At 70.8% G+C, this 21748-nt stretch carries 19 protein-coding genes and 2 pseudogenes; 11 read left to right on the top strand and 10 right to left on the bottom strand.

Features of this window, described 5'->3' with window-relative positions:
• Nucleotides 1-40: 40 nt before the first annotated feature.
• Together ACYVO6_RS47735 and ACYVO6_RS47730 are read right to left on the bottom strand one after the other, a co-directional pair.
• Nucleotides 41-1342: an activator-dependent family glycosyltransferase gene (locus ACYVO6_RS47735; protein ID WP_461073003.1), complete on the bottom strand. Its 1302-nt coding sequence runs from the start codon at nt 1340-1342 to the stop codon at nt 41-43.
• 109 nt (nt 1343-1451) lie between these two features.
• On the bottom strand, nt 1452-3263 hold the full coding sequence (locus tag ACYVO6_RS47730; protein ID WP_461073001.1) for an ABC transporter ATP-binding protein: 1812 nt from the start codon (nt 3261-3263) through the stop codon (nt 1452-1454).
• Nucleotides 3264-3388: 125 nt separating this feature from the next.
• On the opposite strand from ACYVO6_RS47730, the gene ACYVO6_RS47725 reads away from it, so the two are divergent.
• The 3 genes from ACYVO6_RS47725 to ACYVO6_RS47715 all read left to right on the top strand — a co-directional run bounded on the left by ACYVO6_RS47725 (nt 3389) and on the right by ACYVO6_RS47715 (nt 6292).
• Nucleotides 3389-3964, top strand: coding sequence for a TetR/AcrR family transcriptional regulator (locus ACYVO6_RS47725; protein WP_461072999.1), 576 nt, complete (start codon nt 3389-3391; stop codon nt 3962-3964).
• Between the two features lie 17 nt (nt 3965-3981).
• Nucleotides 3982-4854, top strand: coding sequence for an SDR family oxidoreductase (locus ACYVO6_RS47720; RefSeq protein WP_461072997.1), 873 nt, complete (start codon nt 3982-3984; stop codon nt 4852-4854).
• Between the two features lie 112 nt (nt 4855-4966).
• Nucleotides 4967-6292 (top strand): activator-dependent family glycosyltransferase, encoded by a 1326-nt coding sequence (locus ACYVO6_RS47715; protein WP_461072995.1) that lies wholly within the window; start codon nt 4967-4969, stop codon nt 6290-6292.
• Here ACYVO6_RS47715 and ACYVO6_RS47710 read toward each other — a convergent pair.
• Complete coding sequence (locus ACYVO6_RS47710) at nt 6285-7352, bottom strand: SDR family oxidoreductase (RefSeq protein WP_461072993.1); 1068 nt, start codon at nt 7350-7352, stop codon at nt 6285-6287. The genes ACYVO6_RS47715 and ACYVO6_RS47710 overlap by 8 nt on opposite strands.
• A 183-nt stretch (nt 7353-7535) precedes the next feature.
• On the opposite strand from ACYVO6_RS47710, the gene ACYVO6_RS47705 reads away from it, so the two are divergent.
• The 3 genes from ACYVO6_RS47705 to ACYVO6_RS47695 all read left to right on the top strand — a co-directional run bounded on the left by ACYVO6_RS47705 (nt 7536) and on the right by ACYVO6_RS47695 (nt 10554).
• Entirely contained in the window at nt 7536-7970 is a 435-nt protein-coding gene (locus tag ACYVO6_RS47705; protein WP_461072991.1) for a SnoaL/DnrD family polyketide biosynthesis methyl ester cyclase, read from the top strand.
• Nucleotides 7971-8035: 65 nt separating this feature from the next.
• A complete protein-coding gene (rfbB, locus tag ACYVO6_RS47700; RefSeq protein WP_461072989.1) occupies nt 8036-9055 on the top strand; it encodes a dTDP-glucose 4,6-dehydratase in 1020 nt (339 codons plus the stop codon).
• A complete protein-coding gene (locus ACYVO6_RS47695) occupies nt 9052-10554 on the top strand; it encodes an alpha/beta fold hydrolase (protein WP_461072987.1) in 1503 nt (500 codons plus the stop codon). Before rfbB ends, ACYVO6_RS47695 begins: the two co-directional genes overlap by 4 nt.
• Nucleotides 10555-10625: 71 nt before the next feature.
• On the opposite strand, the gene rfbA is transcribed toward ACYVO6_RS47695, so the two are convergent.
• The 5 genes from rfbA to ACYVO6_RS47670 form a co-directional block, all read right to left on the bottom strand.
• Nucleotides 10626-11501, bottom strand: coding sequence for a glucose-1-phosphate thymidylyltransferase RfbA (rfbA, locus tag ACYVO6_RS47690; protein ID WP_461072985.1), 876 nt, complete (start codon nt 11499-11501; stop codon nt 10626-10628).
• 13 nt (nt 11502-11514) lie between these two features.
• On the bottom strand, nt 11515-12516 hold the full coding sequence (locus ACYVO6_RS47685; RefSeq protein WP_461073140.1) for a Gfo/Idh/MocA family protein: 1002 nt from the start codon (nt 12514-12516) through the stop codon (nt 11515-11517).
• 26 nt (nt 12517-12542) lie between these two features.
• Entirely contained in the window at nt 12543-13652 is a 1110-nt protein-coding gene (locus ACYVO6_RS47680) for a DegT/DnrJ/EryC1/StrS family aminotransferase (protein ID WP_461072983.1), read from the bottom strand.
• A 37-nt stretch (nt 13653-13689) separates the two neighbouring features.
• Nucleotides 13690-14400, bottom strand: a complete 711-nt coding sequence (locus tag ACYVO6_RS47675; protein ID WP_461072981.1) for a class I SAM-dependent methyltransferase — start codon at nt 14398-14400, stop codon at nt 13690-13692.
• A gap of 61 nt (nt 14401-14461) precedes the next feature.
• On the bottom strand, nt 14462-15241 hold the full coding sequence (locus ACYVO6_RS47670; protein WP_461072979.1) for a cyclase family protein: 780 nt from the start codon (nt 15239-15241) through the stop codon (nt 14462-14464).
• A 217-nt stretch (nt 15242-15458) separates the two neighbouring features.
• On the opposite strand from ACYVO6_RS47670, the gene ACYVO6_RS47665 reads away from it, so the two are divergent.
• Nucleotides 15459-15827: a nuclear transport factor 2 family protein gene (locus tag ACYVO6_RS47665; protein WP_461073138.1), complete on the top strand. Its 369-nt coding sequence runs from the start codon at nt 15459-15461 to the stop codon at nt 15825-15827.
• A 6-nt stretch (nt 15828-15833) separates the two neighbouring features.
• Here ACYVO6_RS47665 and ACYVO6_RS47660 read toward each other — a convergent pair whose 3' ends face one another.
• Nucleotides 15834-17069 carry a cytochrome P450 gene (locus tag ACYVO6_RS47660; RefSeq protein ID WP_461072977.1) on the bottom strand — a complete coding sequence of 412 codons (1236 nt, stop codon included), beginning with the start codon at nt 17067-17069 and terminating at the stop codon, nt 15834-15836.
• A gap of 152 nt (nt 17070-17221) precedes the next feature.
• Between ACYVO6_RS47660 and ACYVO6_RS47655 the strand changes: the two genes are divergently transcribed.
• The 3 genes from ACYVO6_RS47655 to ACYVO6_RS47645 are packed head-to-tail and all read left to right on the top strand — an operon-like array spanning nt 17222 to nt 20389.
• Nucleotides 17222-18070, top strand: a complete 849-nt coding sequence (locus ACYVO6_RS47655) for an SDR family NAD(P)-dependent oxidoreductase (RefSeq protein ID WP_461072975.1) — start codon at nt 17222-17224, stop codon at nt 18068-18070.
• 4 nt (nt 18071-18074) lie between these two features.
• On the top strand, nt 18075-19409 hold the full coding sequence (locus tag ACYVO6_RS47650) for an activator-dependent family glycosyltransferase (RefSeq protein ID WP_461072973.1): 1335 nt from the start codon (nt 18075-18077) through the stop codon (nt 19407-19409).
• Between the two features lie 17 nt (nt 19410-19426).
• Complete coding sequence (locus ACYVO6_RS47645) at nt 19427-20389, top strand: NAD-dependent epimerase/dehydratase family protein (RefSeq protein ID WP_461072971.1); 963 nt, start codon at nt 19427-19429, stop codon at nt 20387-20389.
• Nucleotides 20390-20444: 55 nt separating this feature from the next.
• Here the strand turns inward: ACYVO6_RS47645 and ACYVO6_RS47640 are convergent.
• A pseudogene (locus ACYVO6_RS47640) lies at nt 20445-20885 on the bottom strand (4'-phosphopantetheinyl transferase family protein); the annotation flags it as partial.
• Nucleotides 20886-21286: 401 nt separating this feature from the next.
• Between ACYVO6_RS47640 and ACYVO6_RS47635 the strand changes: the two are divergent.
• A pseudogene (locus tag ACYVO6_RS47635) lies at nt 21287-21646 on the top strand (hypothetical protein); the annotation flags it as partial.
• Between the last annotated feature and the right edge of the window lie 102 nt (nt 21647-21748).

Raw genomic sequence — 21748 nt, 5'->3', positions numbered from 1 at the left:
GCGTACGGTCGTCATGAGCACTCAGGGGCGCTCAGGGGGTTCAGGGGGACTGGCGGTACTCGGCCGTGAGCCGCTCCAGAACCGGTACGACGTCACGGGGCGCCGGCATGCCCAGCATCTCCGTGCGGACACCGGCCGCGTTCTCGGCGAACGACGGGTCCTCCAGGACCCGGACCAGCATGCTCCGCAGCTGGGCCGCGGTGAACCGGTCCACGTCGGGCACGGCCAGGCCGCTGCCGGTCGACTCCAGATGGCACATCTTGTACGCGTAGTCCCAGAGCAGGTCCGGCACGATGATCTGGGGCACGCCGTGCAGCTGGGAGTTCTGGAACGTGCCCGCTCCGCCTTGGTGGATCACGGCCGAACAGCTCGGCAGCAGCGCGTCCAGCGGGACGAAGTCCACCACACGCACGTTGTCTGGCACCTGCTCGGGCCGGTCCAGCTGTGCGGCCGACAACGTGGCCACCACCTCGACGTCCAGATCGGCGACCGCGTCGAGCAGGTCGGTCACCGACGCCCGGTCCGCCCTCAGGACCTCGCGACCCGTCCGGCCGAGGGTCAGGCAGACCCGTGGTCGGTCCACCGGCTCGCTCAGCCAGTCGGGCACCACGGACGGGCCGTTGTACGGGACGTACCGCACCGGGACATGGTGCTGGTCCACCGGCAGCCGCATAGAGGCCGGGATCGGGTCCACGGTCCAGTGACCGGTCACCACCTCCTCGCCGAACGGTCGGCCGTACGCGTCCAGGACCCCGCCGAGCCAGTCCGCCAGCGGGTCCGAGAGTTGCTCGGCCGAAGGCAGCAGGTCCTGCTCCCGGCGGAAGAGCTGCCGGGAGTGGCCCAGCAGGTCCGCGCCGAACAGCAGCCGGGCATGGGCCGCGCCGGTGGCGGTTGCGGCGACCGCCCCGGCGAAGGTGTGGGTGTCCCAGACGACCAGGTCCGGTTTCCAGTGCCGGGCGAACTCGACCAGCTCCCCGGTCATGGACTCCGAGGAGAGGGTCGGATACACATACGTGGCCATCAGCTCGAACGCGCCCCGCAGATAGGAGTACGTGCGGCGCTCCGGGTGCAGCCCGGACAGATCGGCGTGGGTGAGGAAGTCCGGGTCTCCGGCAACCTCTTCGGTGTTGTCCCGTCGCCTGTTGGCCCCTGCCATCTGCACATCCAGATCGAGCCTCTCGCCGACCCCTACGGCCGTCAGTCCGGCGTGGGAGATGTACTCGACGAGATCCGGCTGGCTGGCGACACAGACGTCGTGGCCGGCCGAGCGCAGCGCCCAGGCGAGCGGGATCTGGATGTGCAGGTGGGACTTGGCGGCGAAGGTCGTGAACAGGACCCGCATCAAGGCTCTCCTCTGCTTCCGCCCTGAAGCGTGGCCGACGGCCCTCGCAGCCCGATCGACGACGGCTGGACGCCCGCCCGGGCGGGCGTCCAGCCGTCGCCGGGCCCGGTCAGCCGGTCATGGCCGCGTCCTCCTTCTCCCGGCCCTGGGTGATCGTCGCGATCCGCAGCGCCGCCACCAGGTCCCGGTACAGGTCGTCGGTGACCAGCAGTTCGTCGTGCGTACCGGTGGCTCGGCACAGGCCGTCCTCCATGACGAGGATCTGGTCGGCGTCCACGACGGTGGAGAGGCGGTGCGCGATGGTGATCACGGCGCCCCGGGCGGCCACGCGTACGATCGCGTCGTGGATCGCGGACTCGGTCAGTCCGTCGAGCTGGGCGGTCGCCTCGTCCAGGAGCAGGATCTCGGGCTCGCTGACCAGGGCGCGCGCCAGCGCGATGCGCTGCCTCTCACCGCCGGAGATCACGGTCCCGTCGAGTGGGGTGTCGAGACCGTTCTCCAGGGCGCGGACGCGTGCGTCGAGACGGACGTCACTCAGGACGGCCCACAGCGCTTCCTCGTCTGCGTCGGGCTTGGTGTAAAGCAGGTTCTGCCGCAGGGTGCCCGGGACGAGCGGGGTGTCCTGCTCGACGTAGACGATCCGCCTGCGCAACTCCGCGAGGGCGTACTGGCCGACCGGGACGCCGTCGAGGGCGACAACCCCGCTCTCCGGTTCCAGGAAGCGGAGCACGAGCGAGAACATCGTGGTCTTTCCGGCGCCGGACGGGCCTACGACGGCGGTGTGCCCGCGCCTGCCGATGTCCAGGCTGACCCCGTTGAGTGCGCGGGGCGCACCGGGCGCGTAGCGGGCGTGGACGTCGCGGAAGGTCAGCACCGGTGAACCGTCGGCGGCGACGGAGGCCGTGGCCCGCTCGGGGACCGCCAGCGTGTCCTCGACCGGCAGGTCGTGGATCTCCCGGATCCGCGCGGACGCGGCGAGACCGGACTGGAGCAGCGAGACCGACTGGCTGAGCTGGGTCATCGGGTCGACGACGAGGAACGCGTACAGCAGGAAGGCGACCAGCCCGGAGACGGTCAGCTCGCCGAGGCTGACCCGCCAGGCGCCGACCCCCAGGATGACGAGGATCGCCCCCTGGAAGCCGACGCCGGTCAGCGTCCAGGCGAGCGCTTCGATCCGGACCGCCCGCATGCTCTGGCGGAAGGACTCGCGGGCCTCGTCGAGGATGCGGTCGCTCTCCCACTGCTCGGCGCGGCTGGCCTTCACCGTGCGGATGGCGCGCATGGCGCCCTCCAGCACGCCGCCGAGCCGCCCGACCGCGGCCTGGGCCTCCTGCTGGGCCGCGGCGAGCGGCCGCATGACCAGGCCGATCACACCGGCGATGACGATGATCGTGACGAACATGACCAGGAGCAGTACCCAGTCGAGCGACGCCATCAGCGCGAGCGAGCCGACGACCATGATCATCGAGCTGAAGAACTCCAGCGCGGTGGAGGAGGCGGCCTCCCGCAGTAGCAGGGTGTCGGAGGTGACCCGGGTGACCAGCTCACCGGGGGAGCGCCGGCCGAGACCCCCGATCGGGACGTGCAGCAGTCGCTTCACCATGTCGGCGCGGGCGTCGAACACGATCTGCTCGGCCAGCCGGCCGAGCATGATCAGACGGATCCAGCCCAGGACCGAGCCGATGACCAGCAGCCCGACCAGGATCCAGATGGCGCGTTCCAGCAGGGCGGCGTCGGCGAGCCCGTCCAGGATGCCCTTGGTGGCCATCGGCGTGGCCAGCATGGTGCCGGTGGTGATGGCGGTCAGGACGAAGGCCACCAGCAGGGGCCACCGGTGCGGGCGCACGAACGACCAGAGCACCCGCGTGTTGGCGAAGCGTTCCGACGGTGTCTCGGGTGGTGCCGTCTCCTTCACGTTCACGTGCAGACCCTTCCTCGAACAACGCAGTGCATCGAAGGAACTCCAAAGCATCTAAATGGAACACTCGTGTCCCAAAGTAGCATGAGAAAGTTTCGAGTTGGAGGGTGATCTGCTAGGTTCGGAACATGAGTAGCGCAGCTGTGGAGTCCGGAACGCGTAGTCGCACACGCCGCGCCATCCTGGGCGCGGCCGCCGAGGTGCTGGCCCAGGACCGGGCCGCGACGCTCGCCGACATCGCCAAGGCTGCCCAGGTCGGTCGCAGTACGCTGCACCGTTACTTCCCCGACCGGGACGTGCTGGTCAAGGCGGCCGTGGCCGACGCCTATCTGGTGATCCAGCAGTCGATCCAGGACGCGGCGGTGGGCGAGGGGCCTCCTCTGGAAGCCCTGCGTCGACTGGTCGCGGCCATGGTGGACGCAGGCGACCGACTGCTGTTCCTGTACGGCGACTCCAGCGTCCTCGAAGGCTTCGAAGCGGGAGACGAACCGGACTCCGTGGCCCAGATGATGGCCGACCTGATCAAGCGCGGTCAGGCGGAGGGGGTCTTCGACGCCGACATCGCCGTGCAGTGGATCCAGGACACGCTGTGGGCGCTCGTCTACACCGGCTGCGACTCGGCCAGCCGCGGCGTCCTGCCGCGGCACGGCGTCGCGACCGCGGTCATCCGCATGCTCGAGAACGGCATCCGAGCGCAGAGTTGAGGGGACGTGGAGTTCAAGTGACGATCTTGGTGACTGGTGCGACCGGGAACGTGGGCCGGCATGTGGTGACAGAGCTGCTGAAAGCCGATGAGAGCGTACGGGCCCTGACGCGTCGGCCGGACACCGCCGGGCTGCCCGCCGGGGCGCAGATCGTCCCGGGTGACCTGGAACGGCCCGGGACGCTGCCGGACGCCCTGGCCGGGGTGGAGAAGATGTTCCTCTTCCCGGTCCTGGAAGCGGCCGAGGAGGTCGTGGACCTGGCGGTGAGGGCGGGGGTGCGCCGGATCGTGCTCCTCTCCTCCGCCGCCGTCACCGCCGGCTGGGACACCGAGTACCACCTCCCGGTCGAACGGGCCGTGGAGGCCTCCGGCCTGGAGTGGACTCACGTCCGGCCCGGCGAGTTCGCCGTCAACTCCCTGTACATGTGGGGTCCGTCGATCCGCGCCGACCGCACCGTCGTCGAGCCGCACCCCGACCGGGCCGTCACCCCGATCCACGAGTGGGACATCGCCGAGGTCGCCGCCGCCGCGCTCGTCGAGGACCAGCACGTCAACACCGCCTACACCCTGTCCGGTCCGCAGACACTCACCACCCGCGAGCAGGTGGCGGCCATCGCCGAGGCCATCGGCGAGGAGATCCGCCTCGACCACACGACCGTCGACCGGGCCCGCGCCTTTTACCACGCGCAGGGCGGATGGGCCGCGGAGAACGCCGACTTCCTCCTCGGGTACGAGGACTACTCCGGTGTGGAGTCCGTCCCCGACGAGCCCGCCGAGGAGGAGGCCGAACCCCAGGAAGCCCCGGGGACGGTCACCGCCGACGCGGTGACCGGTCGGCCCCCGCGCCCGTACGGCACCTGGGCTCGCGACCACGCGGCCGACTTCCGCTGACCGCTTCCCGCCCCCGCCTTCGCGGGGGCGCCTCCAGCGCGATGCGAGCCGGATCCGCGCGCCCACCCCTACGGTCAGCCGGCAAAGGCTCATCACAGCAGAGGAGTTCGGGATGCGCGTCCTGTTCACGACGTTCGCCGCGCGGTCGCACCTGTACGCCCAGGTGCCACTGGCCTGGGCGCTGCGGTCGGCGGGCCATGACGTCCGGATCGCCAGCCAACCCGATCTGGCCGACGACATCACCCGTACGGGGCTGACCGCCGTCCCCCTCGGAGAGCCGCTCAACCAGGCCGAGGACACGGCGGTCGACGAACGGGTGCTCGACCCGGAGCACGCCGCCAACCCTCACATGGTCGACATGTCGACCTGGACCGAAATTCTCGATATCGCCGAGACCTGCCCGGACCGGCTCACCCCCGACTACGTTCAGGCGGTCTTCGCCGCCTGGGGGCCCCTCATCCTCCGGTACCTCTCCTGGGAGATGACCGACGAGCTGGTCCGGTACGCCCGCGCCTGGCGACCGGACCTGGTCATCTGGGACCCGCTCACCTACGCGGGAGCGATCGCCGCGCTCGCCTCCGGCGCCGCGCACGCCCGGATGCTGTTCGCCCTCGACCTCGTCGGGGGCATGCGGCGACACCACCTGGCCGCGCTGGAGGGGCGGCCGGTGGCGCTGCGGGACGACCCCATGTCCGAATGGATGGGTTGGACTCTCGCCGAATACGGCCTGCCCTTCACCGAGGAGGCCGTGACCGGGCACTGGACCATCGACCCGGTACCCGACTCTCTCGCTCTGCCGGTCGACGGTGTACGCGTCCCCGTCCGGTTCGTCCCGTACAACGGACCCTCGGTGCTGCCCGACTGGGTGCACCAGACCCCGAAGCGCCCCCGGGTCTGTGTCACCCTCGGCGTCTCCGACCAGGAGGTGTTCGGACGCGACCGGGTCCCCGTCGCCGAGATCATCTCGGCCGCCGCCGAGCTCGACGTCGAGGTCGTCGCCACCCTCAACGCCGCACAGGTGGCCTCGCTCGGCAACCGGCTGCCCGAGAACGTCCGGGTGGTGGACTTCGTCCCCCTCGACGCCCTACTGCCCAGCTGCGCGGCCGTCATCAGCCACGGCGGGTCCGGAAGCTTCCATACCGCCCTCGCCCACGGCGTTCCGCAGATCATCGTCCCCAACAGGCTCTGGGACACTGTCCTCAAGGCGCAGCGGCTGGAGGAGGCCGGTGCCGGGCTGCGGGTCGCCGACGCGAACCACGTCTCGGCCGTCGAACTGCGCACCCTGCTGGCCCGGGTCCTCGACGAACCCTCCTTCGCCGAGCGGGCCGCACGGCTGCGAGGCGAGATGCTGGCCACCCCGGCGCCGGGTGACATCGTGCCCACGCTGGAGCGCCTGACAGCACTGCACAGGCGCCCCCGCCCCGTGGGCGTCAGGTGAGCGAGAGCCCGCCGTCCACCGGCACCACCACACCGTTGGCGTAGGACGCTTCGTCCCGCGCCAACTGGGTGATCCACCAGCCGATCTCCGCGGGCGTTCCCACCCGGCCGGCCGGGGCCTGCGCCCCCATCTGCTCCAGGAACCCGCCGTACTGCTCCTCGGACATGCCCATCCGCACCCCGATGCCGCTGTCCACGACGCCGGGGGCGAGGCCCACCACCCGGATCCCGCGGGGCGCCAGCTCCACCGCCCAGGTGCGGGTGAGGAAGTCCAGGGCCACTTTGCTCGCCCCGAAGACGCTCGCGCCCGGCCAGGTCCGCAGCCCCAGCGCACCCGCGGTGCTGACGTTCACGACAGTGCCGCCGCTCGCCTCCAGCGCGTCCAGAGCCGCGCGCGTCAGCGAGATCGGGGCCAGCAGATTCGTGGCGATCTGTGTCTCGTCCTCCTTCCGCGTGTGGCCGGCCAGTGACCCGTGCAGGGACACAGCCGCGTTGTTGACCAGGACGTCGATCCGGCCGAAGGCGCGCAGAGCGCGGTCCACGACCTCCTCGGCCGCGCCGGGGGAGGTCAGATCGGCGACGGCGGTACGGATCGTTTCGTGCCCCTCGGCCGTTCCGGCCAGGCTGGATTCCGTCCGTCCCACGACCAGGACGCGAGCGCCCTGCTCGGCGAAGGCGTGGGCCGTGGCCCGGCCGATCCCGGTGCCGCCGCCCGTGACCACCACCACGGGAGCCTCGTCCGACGGAGCCGGACGGACCGTACGGACCGGTGCGTAGAGCTGGGGGTCGCTGCTGCTCAGCGCCCGCAGGGCGGCCGCGTGCTCCTGGAACTCCGGTGTGGCCACGGCCCGCTGGAGCGAGGCGGCATCGTCCCACCGGGCGATGTTGACGTACCGCCGCGGGTCCTTCGTGTGCCGGACGAGCGTGTGCTCCCGGAACCCCGGCTGCCGGGCCATGTACGTGGACGTCCGCGCGAAAGCCTCCTCGAACTCCTCCGGCGAGGCGGACAGGGTGAAGGTGTTGACGAAGGTGACCCCGTCTCCGGGCTGGTGAACGGTCATGTGCGGCACACCCCTCTGGAATGTCTACGGCTGGGCCGGGTCAGCATGGGCGACGCCTCTCGCGGCCGGCTGGGGACCGGTTGGACGGCATCGAGCGGAAGTCGACGCATCTGCGACCACCAGGTGTCACGTTCGGCCCCAGGTAATGCCTGCCGACGACGAGAACAACCGGGAGCGCAGCTGATGAGCCATCAGGTCGAGGCCGTACGACGGGTGATCAACGCCTTCAACACCGGAGAGGCCGGCGACGCGGCCGAATACCTCCACGAGGAGTACCTGAACCCCGCCACGCTGGAGCACGGCATCCCGCCGGGCCCCGACGGGTTCGGCATGATTGTCAAGTGGGTGAAGATGACCTTCTCCGAGGAGGCCCACCTCGAAGAGGTCAAGATCGAGGAGAACGGCGAGTGGGTCCGCGCCTACCTCGTCCTCTACGGGCGGCACGTCGGCAATCTCGTCGGCTTCGCCCCCACCGGCCGCAAGTTCGCTGGTGAGCAGGTCCACCTCTTCCGCTTCGTCGAGGGCAAGATCCGCGATCACCGTGACTGGCCCGAGTTCCAGGGCACCCTGCGCCAGCTCGGCGAGCCGTGGCCCGAAGGCGGCGGCTGGCGCCCGTAGGGTCGGTCGGCGGCCTCCAGCGGGATCCGGCCCGTTCACCAGCGCCCGTTCCTAGCCTGGTCCCCATGGGCACCCTCATGGTCACCGGCGGGGCCGGATTCATAGGATCGCATTTCGTCAGGCACTGGCGCGGAACCCATCCAGGGGACCGCGTCATTGTCGTGGATGCGCTGACGTACGCCGGAAACACAGCCAACCTCGACGACATCCGGGACCGTATCGTCTTCGAAAAGGAGAGCATCGACGATCCCGCCGCGATGGAACGCATCCTGCGCACCCATCGCGTAGACGTCGTCGTCAACTTCGCCGCCGAGTCCCACAACTCGTACGCCTTGCTGGAGCCGGGCCAGTTCTTCCGTACGAATGTCATGGGCACCCAGACCCTTCTGGAGGCCGCCCGGCGTGTCGGCGTCGAACGCTTCCACCACGTCTCCACCTGCGAGGTCTACGGAGACCTGGCGCTGGACGCCACCGAACTCTTCACCGAGCTCAGCCCCTACCGCCCGCGCACCCCGTACAACGCGAGCAAGGCGGGCGCCGACCACGCCGTCCGCGCCTACCACCACACCTTCGGGCTGCCGATCACCATCTCCAACTGCGCCAACAACTACGGTTCCCACCAGTTCCCGGAGAAGGTGATCCCCGCCTTCGCCACCTCCGCCCTGAACGGAAAGCCGCTCACGCTGTACGCGCAGACGGAGAACCGGCGCGAGTGGATCCACGTCCTCGACCACTGCCGGGCCATCGAGGCGGTCCTCGAACGCGGAGAGGTCGGCCGGACCTACCACGTCGGCACCGGGGACGAGGCGTCCATCGAGCAGATCGCCGACATCGTCCTCGACGAGCTCGGACTGCCCGCCACGCTGAAGACGATCGTGGCCGACCGGCCCGGACACGACCGCCGGTACGTCCTGGACTGGAGCACCCTGCGCGACGAACTCGGCTGGCGGCCCCAGGTAGACTTCGCCGAAGGCCTGCGGCGGACCGTCTGCTGGTACGCGGACCACCGCGACTGGTGGGAGCCGTTGCTCGACCGCGCCCCCGTCGACGAGGGCCGCTGGGGCGGCGCCCCGGAGGCACGATGAGACGCCGGATCACCTCGGCCGGCATGGTGGCCGCGATCCTGCTCGGCCTGTCGGCCGCTCCGGCTCCGGCGCACTCGGGGCAGGCCGCCGCGGCGCCCCGGCCCGTTGTCTGGACCCCCTGCCCCGAGGCACCGGAGGACGACATGGTGCGCTGCGGCACCGTCACCGTCCCCGTCGACTGGGCCGAGCCGAGCGGTCCGACGCTCGACATCGCCATCGCCCGGCGGGCGGCCACCGACCCGGACCGACGCATCGGCCCCCTGCTGTACCATCACGGAGCGCCCGGCACCTCCGGCGTCGATGCCGTCGTCCGCGACCCCCGGATCTTCTCGGCCGAGACCGGCGAACGCTTCGACATCATCGGCATGGACCCACGTGGCACGGCGCGCAGCCACCCGGTCGTCTGCGACGCCGCTGCCTACCCCGCCGACGTCGAACTCGTCCCGTCCACCCCCGCCGCGTACACCCGTGCGGTCGACGCCCACAAGGCCTTCGCGGCCAACTGCCGCGCCAACACCGGGCCCGTCTTCGACAACATGGACGCCCGCAGCGTCGCCCGCGATCTGGAGGCGGTCCGGGCCGCGCTGGGCGACCGGCAACTGAGCTACTACGGCGACTCCCACGGCACGCTGGTCGGCCAGGCGTACGCCGAACTCTTCCCCACCCGTCTGCGCGCCGCGGTCTGGGACAGCAACATGGACCACACCACCGGCGTCTTCCGCTGGGTGCGCGACCGGGCGGCGTCCGCGGAGGACTCCTTCCGCGGCTTCGCCGACTGGTGCGACCGCAGCCCCTCCTGCGGCCCGCGCACCGGCGGGACCGCGCGGTGGTACGACCGGCTGCACGCCAGGGCCGAGCGGGGCGAGCTGACCGTCACCCTCGCCGATACCCCGACGTTCGCGCTCGACGGCTACTTGCTCGGCACCCAGGTCTCGTTCTACTTCTTCCAGCGCCGGTGGGCCGAACTCTCCCGCTGCCTCACCGAGGTCGACGCCAACCGGACCGGATGCCTCTTCGAGGGCGGCGAGGCCACCACAAGCGACATCCCGCCCGGGAAGATCCACTATCCGCAGACCGCCACCTTCTGCGCGGACCACCACATGCCGGTACGGGGGTTCGCCGACCTCCGGCGCCTGCGGAAGCTGGCCCTCGACAACGCCCCGCACACCCGGCTCACCGCTCTGGCCTGGAGCGGTGTCACCGACTGCCTGGGCCGTCAGGGCGACGCGGTGAAGAACCCGCAGCGCCCGCTGCGCCTCGGCGGCAAGGCTCCCACGATCCTGCTCACCAACAGTCGGCATGACCCCTCCATGCCGCATGTCTGGGCCGAACGGGTCGCCGCCCAGGCCGCTCCCCGGAGCAGGCTGCTCACCTACGAGGGCTGGGGCCACGGCAACTACTGGATCAGCGGCTGTGTCACCGCGTCCGTCGACCGGTACCTGGCCGCGCTGACCCTCCCGCCGCGCGGTACGAGCTGCCCCGCCGTACCCGAGCCGTGACCACCGCCCGATGACGCCAAGGGGGCGGGTCCACGATCGTGGACCCGCCCCCTCCGCGCCGCCCGGACGTGTCAGACGCTCGACTCCCGCGCGATGGACATCACGTACTTGCCGTAGTCCGACTTGCCGATGCCCGTCCCCAGGGCGTGGCACGCGTCCGCGTCGATGAACCCCATCCGCAGAGCGATCTCCTCGACACAGGCGATCCGTATCCCCTGCCGGTGCTCCAAGGTGCTCACGTACTGGGCCGCCTCCTGGAGCGACTCGGGGGTGCCGGTGTCCAGCCAGGCGAAGCCCCGCCCCAGATCGATCAGTTTGGCCTTGCCCCGCTCCATGTAGACCCGGTTCACATCACTGATCTCCAGCTCGCCGCGCGGCGAGGGAGCGATGTTCTTGGCGATGTTGACCACGTCGTTGTCGTAGAAGTACAGGCCGGTGATGGCCCGGTTGGAGCGCGGCGTCGTCGGCTTCTCCTCGATGGAGATCAGCCGTCCCTCGGCGTCCGCCTCACCCACCCCGTACCGCTGGGGGTCGTGCACGGCGTACCCGAACAGCACACACCCGTCGACGTCCCCCGCGTTCTCCGCCAGCACGTCCGAGAAGCGGTGGCCGTGGAAGATGTTGTCGCCGAGGACCAGGGCCACCGGGTCCGAACCGACATGGTCGGCTCCGATGATGAACGCCTCGGCGAGACCGCCCGGATGGGCCTGCTCCGCGTAGTCGATCTCCAGACCGAGATGGGATCCGTCCCCGAGCAGTCGCCGGAACTGAGGCAGGTCCTCGGGTGTGGCGATGAGTAGGATCTCCCGGATGTCGGCCAGCATCAGCACCGACAGCGGGTAGTAGATCATCGGCTTGTCGCCGACCGGAATGAGCTGTTTCGAGACCGCCAGGGTGATCGGGTACAGCCGCGTACCCGCCCCGCCGGCCAGAATGATGCCTTTCATGTCCGCCCCGTCCTCATCGCTGATCCGTCCTGTCCAGCGCGTCCCACGCCTGGCCCTTCCCGTGGGTGTACCGCCGGGCCGTGAGCCGTACGTCCTCGACCAGCCGTGCCTGACGCAGCGTCGACGCCTCCGCGACGGGCCCGTGGACGCCCGAGAGGACCGTCCCGGCGAATGCCCGCACGGCGTTGCGGACCTGATGGTCCGGGGCCAGGGACAGCTCGGTCGCCCGGTCCTGCTGCTGGATGCGCACCGTCGGCCTGAGCTGCTCGGGAGGGGTGAACGCGCGGTCCACCGTGAGCCGGCCGCGGGTGCCCCAGAGCGCGTAGTGCGACCGGTAGGAGTGGTCGAATCCGAACGACAGCTGCGCCGCCGCCCCGTCCGCCGCCGACAGCAGCGCCGTGCCCGCCACGTCGACGCCGGTCCGCTCGTCGACCCTCAGGGTCGCCCCCAGCACCTCCAGCTCACCGCCCAGGTACAGCTGAGCGGCGAGCAGCGGATACACCCCCGTGTCCAGCAGCGCGCCGCCGCCCAGACCAGGCCGGTAGCGAAACCCGGCCGGATCGAGCGGCGGCACCCCGAACGCACTGGTGAAGACCTGCACGGCCCCCACCACGTCGTCGAGCAGTCCCCGGACCTCGCGGTGCTGGGAGTGGTGCAGGAACATGAAGTTCTCGGCGAGCACCAGATCACGGGTCCGCGCCAGCTCCATCAGCTCCAGAGTGTCGTCGTACGAGGTGCTCAGCGGCTTCTCGCACAGGACGTGCTTGCCGGCCGCCAGCGCCTCGGTGATCCAGTGGCGGTGCAGGGCCGGCGGCAGCGGGATGTACACCGCGTCGATGTCGTCCCGCCGCAGCAGCGCGTCGTAGGAGGCGCCGTCGCATCCGAACCGGGCGGCCGTCCTGGCCGCCTTGTCCGCGTCGCGGCTCGCCACCGCCACCAGCTCGACGCAACGCTCCTCCGCCAGGACCGGCAGCATCCGGCGCAGCGCGATGTCGGCGCACCCGAGCACGCCCATCCTCACGGGGCCGCGGTGGGCAGCCATCACAGAGGGGCCATCACATCTCGCAGCGCGCCGATCACCTTGTCCTGTACGCCGGGGGACAGGGAGGGATACATCGGCAGGGAGAAGATCTCGTCCGCCACCCGTTCGGTCACCGGCAGCGAGCCGCGCTCGTACCCGAGGTGGGCGAAGCCGCTCATGGTGTGGATCGGCCACGGGTAGCTGATGTTGAGGGAGATGTCGTACGCCTTGAGCGCTTCGATGATCGCGTCGCGCCGGGGATGGCGGACGACGTAGACGTAGTAGACGTGGTCGTTGCCGGGGGCGAGCGCGGGCAGCACCAGTTCGGTGTCGCCGAGCCCCTCCGCGTACAGCCGGGCCACCTCGCGCCGCCCCTCGACATAGGCGTCGAGACGGGTGAGCTTGCGGCGCAGGATCTCCGCCTGCAGCTCGTCCAGGCGGCTGTTGTGGCCCGGGGTGCGGACGACGTAATACCGCTCCTCCATGCCGTAGTAGCGCAGTCGGCGCAGATTCCGCTCGACCTCGTCGTCGTCGGTGAGCGTCGCTCCACCGTCGCCGTAGGCGCCGAGCACCTTGGTGGGGTAGAAGGAGAACGCAGCCGCCTTGCCCATCGTGCCGGCGAGCCGGCCGTGGTGCCGGGCTCCGTGCGCCTGCGCGCAGTCCTCGAAGAGCACCAGACCATGCCGCTCGGCCAGGGCCTTCAAGGGAGCCATGTCCACGCACTGGCCGTACAGGTGGACCGGCAGCAGTGCCCGCGTGCGGGGGGTGATCGCGGCCTCGACCTGGTCGACGCGCATCAGATACGTCTCGGGGTCGATGTCCACGAAGACGGGGGTGGCGCCGGTGCCGTCGATGGCGACCACGGTGGGTGCCGCGGTGTTCGACACCGTGATCACCTCGTCGCCGGGCCCGATGCCGCAGGCCTGGAGACCGAGCTTGATGGCGTTGGTGCCGTTGTCGACGCCGACGCCGTGCCGCAGCCCGTGGTAGGCGGCGAACTCCTCCTCGAACCCGCGGACGCTGCGGCCGAGTACGAGCTGTCCGGAGCGCAGCACGGTCTCGACGGCCTCGTGGATGTCCTCGCGCTCGTTCTCGTATTCCGGCAGGTAGTCCCACACGTTTGTGGTCATGGCGTGGTCGGCCCTCCTGGGACTCGATCGGGGTCGGTCAGTGACGGATTCCGACGAACAGTCCCCGGCCGGTGGGCGCGCCGGGCAGGTACTCGACGGAGCAGTCGGCGTCGAGGAACGCCTGGGTGTATTCGTCCTTGGTGAACAGGGTCAGCACGTCGATCTCGGTGAACTCCTTGATGCCGGCGCTGTCGCCGACCAGGAAGCGCACCTCCATGCGGGTGGCGCGGCCCTGGAGCGTGGAGTGCGAGATCCGGGCGACGGTGAGCCCGTCCTCCTTGCCGAGGTCGCCCGCGACATAGCCCTCGATGTGGTTCTCGGGGAACCACCACGGCTCGATCACCAGCACTCCGCCGGGGGAGAGGTGGTCGGACATGGCCCGCACCGCGGCCCGCATCTCCTCGACCGTGCCGAGATAGCCGATCGCGCAGAACATGCAGACCACGGCGTCGAAGGTGTCCTCCAGAGCGAAGTCCCGCATGTCGCCCTCGTGGAAGGTGAGTCCGGGCAGTCGCTCCCGCGCCAGCTCCAGCATCGGCGGAGCGATCTCCAGGCCCTCGACTTCCTCGAACTGCTCGCGGAAGGTGGCCAGATGGGCACCTGTGCCGCAGGCCACGTCCAGCAGTGTCCGGGCCTGCGGCATGCGCGCGCGGACGAGCTGGGTGACCTCTTCCGCCTCGGCGGTCCAGTCCTTGCCGCGGCTGCGGTAGAAGATCTCGTAGACCTTGGCGAGTTCCTGCCCGTACATCGCTTCTCCCTGGGGTCGGAGCTGGAATCGGTGGGGATGGGGGCTCGTGCGCGCCGGGGGATCACTCCTCGACGTGGGCCACGGCCCTGGCCCAGCCGGCCCCCGCGCCGGCGATCTTCACCGGGAAGCAGGAGACCGTGAAGCCGAAGGGGGCGGGGAGCTGGTCGAGCCGGGCCAGCCGCTCGATCTGGCAGTACTCGCGCTGCCGTCCGGCGAAGTGGGCCGGCCACAGCACCGAGCGGTCGCCGGTGGCCCGGTAGCGGGCGATGATGTCGCCGAACGGAGCGTCCAGGCTGAACGCGTCCGTCCCGATCACCCGCACCCCCAGGTCGAGCAGCAGATGGGTGGCTGGTCCGTCCAGCCCGGCGAAGTCCGTGAAGTACGCGGGGGTCCCCACGCGGGTGTCGGCGCCCGTGCGCAGCAGCACGATGTCCAGCGGCTCAGGACGCCGGCCGATCCGGGCGAACTCCTTCTCCAGCCGGTCCGCCCCGATCATCCCGGTCGGCGCGTCGGTGAGGTCGAGGACCATCCCCGGCCGGTGGAACCAGTCCAGCGGCATCTCGTCGATGTGCCGGGGCACTCCGGTGCCGTAACCGGCCTTCGAGCCGTAGTGCGAGGGCGCGTCGACATGGGTGCCGGTGTGCGTCGTGAGCGAGATCCGGTCCAGCGACAGGAACTCGCCGTCCGGCAGCTCGTCCGGATCGAAATCGATCCCGAAGTGCTCCCGCATCTCCGCGCTCATGTGCTCGGCACCCTGGCGCGGCGTGAGGATGTCGTGGACCACCGGGTCGGGCTCGACGAACGAGGAATCCACGGGTGAGGACAGGTCGATCAGGCGCATACGTCACCTTCGGGACGGCCGGAACGCGGGGGCGGTCCGATGGTGCGCGCAGAGCACCGCGAGCCGATCGAGGATCGCTGGGGCGGCGCATTGAACGGATCTCGAAGCCGGTACGGGATCGTCCCCGTACCCATCCGCATCCGTTGAGGAGAACGCCGTGTCGGACGCCGTTTCAGCCCAAGTCGTCGCCGAGGTCCAGCAGTTCCTCGCACAGCACATGCAACTTCTGGACAGCGGGGACGCCGACGGCTGGGCCCGCACCTTCACCGAGGACGGCACGTTCGCCCCGCCCTCCCTCCCGGAGCCGGTACAGGGCCGTGCCGAACTGGCCGCCGGGGTCCGCAAGTCCGCGGCCGCCCTCGCCGAGGCGGGCGAGGTGCACCGGCACGTCCTCACCACGGTGCACATCGACCCGCAGGGCGACGACTCCCTGCGGGTCCGCAGCTACGCGCAGATCATCGCCACCCCGCGCGGCGGGGAGCCGCGGCTGCATCTGATGTGCGTGTGCGAGGACATCCTGGTCCGCGAGGGCGGCGGACTGCTCGTACGCGAACGCCGTGTCACGCGTGACGACCGCCCGGCCTGACCACGGTCACCCTTCGAGCCGCACCTTGAACGAGGCGAAGTCCCGCAGGGGCAGCGAGCGGCGGCGGACAGGCTCCTCGGCGAACCGCAGGCCGGGGAGCCTGTCCGCTATCGCCATCAGCACCGCCGCGATCTCCATCCGCGCCAGGTTCATTCCCAGGCAGTGGTGCACCCCGCCGCCGAAGACGAGCGAGCGCGGTGCCGTGCGCGCCGGGTCGAACCGGTCCGGATCCGCGTTGGCCCCGGCATCCCGGTTGGCCGCTCCGAGCAGGACCCGCACCGGCGACCCCGCAGGCACCACGTGGGCGCCGAACACCGCCTCCTCGGCCGCGTAACGGAATCCCGCCGACATCGGCGCCGGCGCGTCCCACCGCAGCACCTCGTCGACGAACCGCAGCGCCCCCTCGTAGCTCCGCAGGCCCGGCCGGTGCTCCGGACGGGTGAGAAGCGTGTGGACAGCGATGTCGATCGCCGTCGCCGACGTCTCGAACCCCGCGGTCAGCAGGGCCACGAACACTGCCTTGAGCTCGTCCTCGGTCAGCCGGTCCGCGGACCCGCCACGGTCGGACTCCAGCGCCACCAGAGCCGACACCAGATCGTCGGCAGGCTGCGCCCGCCGCCGTTCGACGAGGTCCCACAACTGGTCGAGCAGGGTGTGCAGTGCGTCGTCCGCATCCTTCAGCGCCGCCGTGTCGCTGCTCGGATCGACCACGTTGATGATCCGCGGAATCAGTTCGGCGAGCAGCCGGTCGTTCTCCAGGGGCAGACCGAGCAGCCGCGCCATCACCTGGAGCGGTACGGGAACGGACAGCTCGTGATGGAAGTCGATCACCGCGCCGCCGGCGGAACGCGCCGCGACCTTGTCCACGTGGTCGGCCGCGATGGTCATCACGCCCGCCTTCAGGGACTCCACCCGCCGGGCGGTGAAGGCGCGGCTCACCAGCCGGCGCAGCCGGGTGTGCTGCGGCGGATTGGAGTTCACGATCGAGTTCACCAGCACACGGAACGCGTCGTACGTGCTGTGCTCCGGCATGAACGAGGCGAAGGACGCGGGGTCCGGCGCCGGGAACAGCACCGGGTTCTTCATCACGTACGCGCAGTCCTCGAACCGGGTCAGCACGTAACTGCCCAGCTGGGAACTGAAATGTACCGGGGCGGTGGTGCGCAGCTCCTCGTAGAGCGGATACGGATCGTCCTGCCCGGGGGCGAGGAGCCGGTCCAGGACGTGGTCTGCGGTGTTCATGCTGCTGCTCCCTCGCTCGATGACTGTCCGCCGTGCCGCACACGGGTGCGGCACGGCGGTGCGGCACGCGTCGACGTGTCATGCGTAGCGTGGGCGTTGGGCTTCGAGTGCGACTCAACGCAAACTCGATGACCTCCGGGCACGGTGGCCGGATGACTCAGCTTCCCTCCACCGACCCGCCTCGCGAGAGCCGGGTCTGGTTCGTCACCGGAGCCTCCCGCGGCCTCGGGTACGCCTTCACCGAGGCCGCGCTCGCGGCCGGAGACCGGGTGTTCGCCACGGCCCGGGACGTCTCCGCACTCGAAGCACGGGCGGACGCCCACGACGGCCGCCTGGTCGCCTTCCCCCTCGACGTGACCCGCCGCGAGGACGTCTTCGGCGCGGTCGACCGCGCGACCGCCGCTTTCGGCCGGATCGACGTCGTCGTCAACAACGCCGGACAGCTCCTGTTCGGCATGGTTGAGGAGACCACCGAGGAACAGGCCCGCCGCCATCTCGACACCAACTTCTTCGGCGCGCTGTGGGTGACCCAGGCCGTGCTGCCCGTGCTGCGCGCCCAGGGTTCCGGCCACATCCTCCAGGTCACCGTGGCGGGGGCGGGCGGCGGCTCGGTCGCGACCGGTCTGTACGGGGCGGGCAAGGCGGCCCTGAACGCGGTCAGCGAGGCACTGGCCGACGAGGTCGAGCCGTTCGGGATCAAGGTCACTCTCCTGGAGCCGGGGCAGTACGACACCGGGCTCGGCCGTTTCGGCCTCACCGTCACCGAGCCGAACCCCGTCTACGACGGTCCTCGCGCCACGCTGGAGGCGTCCTGGGCCGACTCCCCGCACCCGCCGTCGCCCGACTTGGCGGCCGCCGTCGTCCTGGAACTCGTCGGGATGGACAACCCGCCGCGCCGCCTCGTCCTGGGGGCCACGGCGTACGACGAGGCGGTTGCGGAGCAGAGCAAGCGGGCCGACGCGTACACCGCGTGGGGGCCCCTGAGCCGTCAGGGCGGCTGACCGGATGCGCGTCCTGTTCACCCCCTTTCCGGCCACCACCCACGTCAACACCCAGGTACCGCTGGCCTGGGCGCTGCGCTCGGCGGGCCACGACGTGTGCGTGGCCACCCAGCCGGACGTGTGCGATGACATCCTGGGCGCCGGACTGACGGCCGTGCCCATCGGCGAGGTGCTGGACGTCGGCGCCAAGATGAACCAGGAGGAACCGGAGCCCACCGGCGGGCCGGAGCCCGATCCGAACGGTGAGTCCGACGAGGACAGTGTCTCCGACCCGGACGGCGAGTCCTGGCTGGACGTGCTCGACATCGGCGAGCTGCGTCCCGAGAAGCTCACCTATGACTACGTCCACGGCACCCTCACCGCCTGGACCCATGTGATCCACCAGGCCACCAACCCGCGCCCGGTCGTCACCGAACTCGTCGGCTTCGCCCGGGAATGGCAGCCGGACCTGGTGATCTGGGACACCATGTACTACGCCGGATCGGTCGCCGCCATGGCGACGGGCGCCGCCCACGCCCGCCTGATGTTCGGCCTCGACCTGATGGGCCGGATGCGCGCCCGCTACCGCACCCTCCTGTCCGAGCGGCCGTCCGTGCTGCACGAGGACCCGATGGAGGAGTGGCTCGGCCCGCTCCTCGCCCCGTACGGACGCGAGTTCGCCGAGGAGGCCGTGCTCGGCCAGTGGACCGTGGACCCGCTGCCCACCGCGATGCGACTGCCCGTGGACCACCCGTACGTACCCGTGCGGTACGTGCCGTACAACGGCCCCTCCGTACTGCCCGACTGGCTGCGCGAGCCGCCCCGGCGGCCCCGCGTCTGCCTGACCCTCGGCCGTTCCTTCCGCGAGATAGTCGGCGGGGACAAGGCCTCCGTACCGGTGCTCCTCGACGCCGTGTCCGACCTGGACGTCGAGGTGGTGGCGACCCTCAACGCCGACCAGCTCTCCGAGCTCCGCGGCGTTCCCGACAACGTGCGCGTGGTCGACTTCGTCCCACTCGACCTCCTGCTGCCGACCTGCGCCGCGATCATCCACCACGGTGGATCGGGCACCGTCGCCACGGCGCTCGCGCACGGGGTGCCGCAGATCATGGTGCCCGCCCGGATGTGGTGCAACATCCCCAAGGCGCGCAGGGTCGCCGAACTCGGCGCCGGGTTGTTCCGACAGGTGGAACACTTCTCGGCCGCCGACTTGCGCACCATGCTCACCCAGGTCCTCAGCGAGCCGTCCTTCGCCCGGTCCGCCGCCGCGCTGCGCACGCAGACGCTCGCCGCGCCGTCCCCGGCCGACCTCGTCCCCGTACTGGAACGGCTCACCGCCGCTCACCGCAGCCCTCGGTAAAGGAGTCACGGACCGCCATGAACGCACTCAACGCACCGCCCAAGGTCGCCGTACTGGGGGCGACCGGGTGCGTCGGCCGAGAGGTGTGCGCCGCCCTCGCCCGCACCGGACACGAGGTCCTCGCCGTCGCCCGGAACCACCGTCCCCACGCCGACGGCCACACCTTCGTCCCCTTCGACGTCGCCGCCGCCGAACCGGCCGAGCTGGCGGCGCTGTTCACGTCCGAGCGGGTCGGCGTGGTCGTCAACGCGACCGGAGGATGGGTGCTGACCCAGGAGGCGATGGAGTACGCCCATGTCCGGCTGGTCGACCGCGTTATCGCGGCGACGGCTCGCATGGCCGCACGGCCCAGGATCGTGCAGGTCGGCACCATCCACGAGTACGGGTTCGTCCCCGAGGGAGTGCCCATCGACGAGCGGATCGAGCCGAACCCGACGACGCCGTACGCCGTGACCAAGCACGCGGGCTCCGAAGCGGTCCTGGCCGCCACCCGGGCTGGCGACGCCGACGCGGTGGTGCTGCGGGCCGTCAACGTGTGCGGTCCACACACCACGGAGGCCAGCTTCCTCGGTGCGGTCATGGCCCGCCTGTCCGAGGCGACCGAGGAGGAAGGCATCGAACTGACCGTCGCTGACGCCCGGCGCGACTACCTTGACGTGCGGGACCTGGCCGAAGCCGTCGTCAAAGCGGCACATGCCCCGGTCGTCGGACGGGTCGTCAATATAGGGCGAGGGGAGGCGGTGAGCATGCGTGAACTCGTCTCCCTGCTGGTGTCCGCGTCCGGGTTCCCCGCCCACGCGGTCAGGGAACGCTCCGCGGCGGTGGAGAGCAAGGGCGGCGGCTGGACGTGCGCCGACATCACCCTCGCGGACCAGCTCCTCGACTGGCGTCCCCGCATCGGTCTCGCGCAGGCCGTGCGGGACATGTGGGCCATCCAGGATGCCGCACGATCCGCAGCTCACGACGGCCAGGGCGCCTGAGGGCGAGCGACAACAGGAACGCCTCCCCGGCCGGGCCCGCAGCCCACTGCGCGAACTGCCAGTCGGCGCTGTCCGCGTGCACAGCAGGGTCGAGCCGCGGGCCCCCCTCGCCGACCTCGAACCCGATCCCGCTGAAAGGGATCCGCGTGCCCAGACCGAGGGCCTTGGTATAGGCCTCCTTCAGCGTCCAGTGACGCAGGAACAGCTCGCCGTGCCGCTCGCGCGGGGCCGCCGCCAGCGCGGACGCCTCGCGCGGAGCGAGTACCCTGCCGGCCAGCAGCGCGGAGTCCGTCGTGCGCCGGGCCCGCTCCACATCGATCCCGCAGTCGAGCTCCCGGACCACCACCAGGGCGGCGAGCCCACGGGTGTGGGACACGTTGAAACGCACCCCGGTCACGGGCCCACCGATCTCCGGCCGCCCGTGCAGCCCGCGGACGAAGACCCACTCGCCCGGCCCGACGCCGGGCACCAGACCCGACAGCGCGAACCGGAGCATCGACCGGACGACGAGGAACGCCTGCCCGTCCTGCTCGCGCCGGTAGGCGGCGTGCCGGGTCCGCTCGTCGGCCGACAGAACCGCACGGCACGCCGCGAGCGTCTCCGCGGAGCGGACCGACGACGGGGCTCCGCACCAGACATGGACTTCATCCGGATGCACCGGGCCGGTCTACCCCTGCGGAGCCGTTCTGTCCAGACACACGGCCCGCGGGGACGCGACGGCCGAGCCGTGACGCGGAGTCTTGTCGCCGTGAATGTAGCCCAGGAGATCACGATCCCCCGGAAGGCGTGAAAGGCAGAGCGCAACACCAAGACGGTGGTGCCGTCGTGGAGTGTGGCGGAGGTTCATGCCTTCGTGCTTGCGGTGAAGACCCATCGGCTCAATGCCCCGCTCCTCCTCTCCTCCATGGGCTTGCCCCTGCCGCCGGCCGCACCCCCGCCGAGTTGGCGCGCGCGGTCGCCGCCTGGCGCCAGGGCGGACTCGAAGGGCTCGCCGTCCTCGAGGAACCCTGGGACCCACCGGCGGGCCGCTTCGACCGCGCCCGTCCCCTCCTCCTGGCCGCCGACTTCCCCGCCTTCCGCCCCTGGCACAACCACCTCACCCACCCTCGCGGCCACATACAGCTCCGCCTCGGCCACGACGGCCTCTGGTACGCGTACGAGTCGGAACCGGGCCACGACGACTGGTGGCCCCGGGGCACCCCCGACCTCGACCCGGTCGGCGCCCTCACCGGCCTGGGCACACCGGACGCCCCATGAGCCCCGGCTGAACTCCCCAGTGTGCCGCCGCCTCACATGTGGCGGCCCCGTGCAGGCAATGTGGACAAACCGGTCCCGTTTTCGCGGCCACAGGTGCGGAAG

This window comes from Streptomyces pseudoechinosporeus (assembly GCF_054783935.1).
The sequence above is the reverse complement of the archived record's forward strand: the minus strand, read 5'-3'. Positions and strand labels throughout refer to the sequence as shown.

Bases quoted from the DNA above. Each gene is read 5' to 3' on its own strand.
- ACYVO6_RS47650 (WP_461072973.1), top strand. From the start codon at position 18,075: ATGCGCGTCCTGTTCACCCCCTTTCCGGCCACCACCCACGTCAACACC.
- ACYVO6_RS47735 (WP_461073003.1), bottom strand. From the start codon at position 1,342: ATGCGGGTCCTGTTCACGACCTTCGCCGCCAAGTCCCACCTGCACATC.
- ACYVO6_RS47660 (WP_461072977.1), bottom strand. From the start codon at position 17,069: ATGAACACCGCAGACCACGTCCTGGACCGGCTCCTCGCCCCCGGGCAG.
- ACYVO6_RS47645 (WP_461072971.1), top strand. From the start codon at position 19,427: ATGAACGCACTCAACGCACCGCCCAAGGTCGCCGTACTGGGGGCGACC.
- rfbA (WP_461072985.1), bottom strand. From the start codon at position 11,501: ATGAAAGGCATCATTCTGGCCGGCGGGGCGGGTACGCGGCTGTACCCG.
- rfbB (WP_461072989.1), top strand. From the start codon at position 8,036: ATGGGCACCCTCATGGTCACCGGCGGGGCCGGATTCATAGGATCGCAT.
- ACYVO6_RS47670 (WP_461072979.1), bottom strand. From the start codon at position 15,241: ATGCGCCTGATCGACCTGTCCTCACCCGTGGATTCCTCGTTCGTCGAG.
- ACYVO6_RS47665 (WP_461073138.1), top strand. From the start codon at position 15,459: ATGCAACTTCTGGACAGCGGGGACGCCGACGGCTGGGCCCGCACCTTC.
- ACYVO6_RS47710 (WP_461072993.1), bottom strand. From the start codon at position 7,352: ATGACCGTTCACCAGCCCGGAGACGGGGTCACCTTCGTCAACACCTTC.
- ACYVO6_RS47705 (WP_461072991.1), top strand. From the start codon at position 7,536: ATGAGCCATCAGGTCGAGGCCGTACGACGGGTGATCAACGCCTTCAAC.
- ACYVO6_RS47695 (WP_461072987.1), top strand. From the start codon at position 9,052: ATGAGACGCCGGATCACCTCGGCCGGCATGGTGGCCGCGATCCTGCTC.
- ACYVO6_RS47715 (WP_461072995.1), top strand. From the start codon at position 4,967: ATGCGCGTCCTGTTCACGACGTTCGCCGCGCGGTCGCACCTGTACGCC.
- ACYVO6_RS47675 (WP_461072981.1), bottom strand. From the start codon at position 14,400: ATGTACGGGCAGGAACTCGCCAAGGTCTACGAGATCTTCTACCGCAGC.
- ACYVO6_RS47680 (WP_461072983.1), bottom strand. From the start codon at position 13,652: ATGACCACAAACGTGTGGGACTACCTGCCGGAATACGAGAACGAGCGC.
- ACYVO6_RS47685 (WP_461073140.1), bottom strand. From the start codon at position 12,516: ATGGGCGTGCTCGGGTGCGCCGACATCGCGCTGCGCCGGATGCTGCCG.
- ACYVO6_RS47725 (WP_461072999.1), top strand. From the start codon at position 3,389: ATGAGTAGCGCAGCTGTGGAGTCCGGAACGCGTAGTCGCACACGCCGC.
- ACYVO6_RS47655 (WP_461072975.1), top strand. From the start codon at position 17,222: ATGACTCAGCTTCCCTCCACCGACCCGCCTCGCGAGAGCCGGGTCTGG.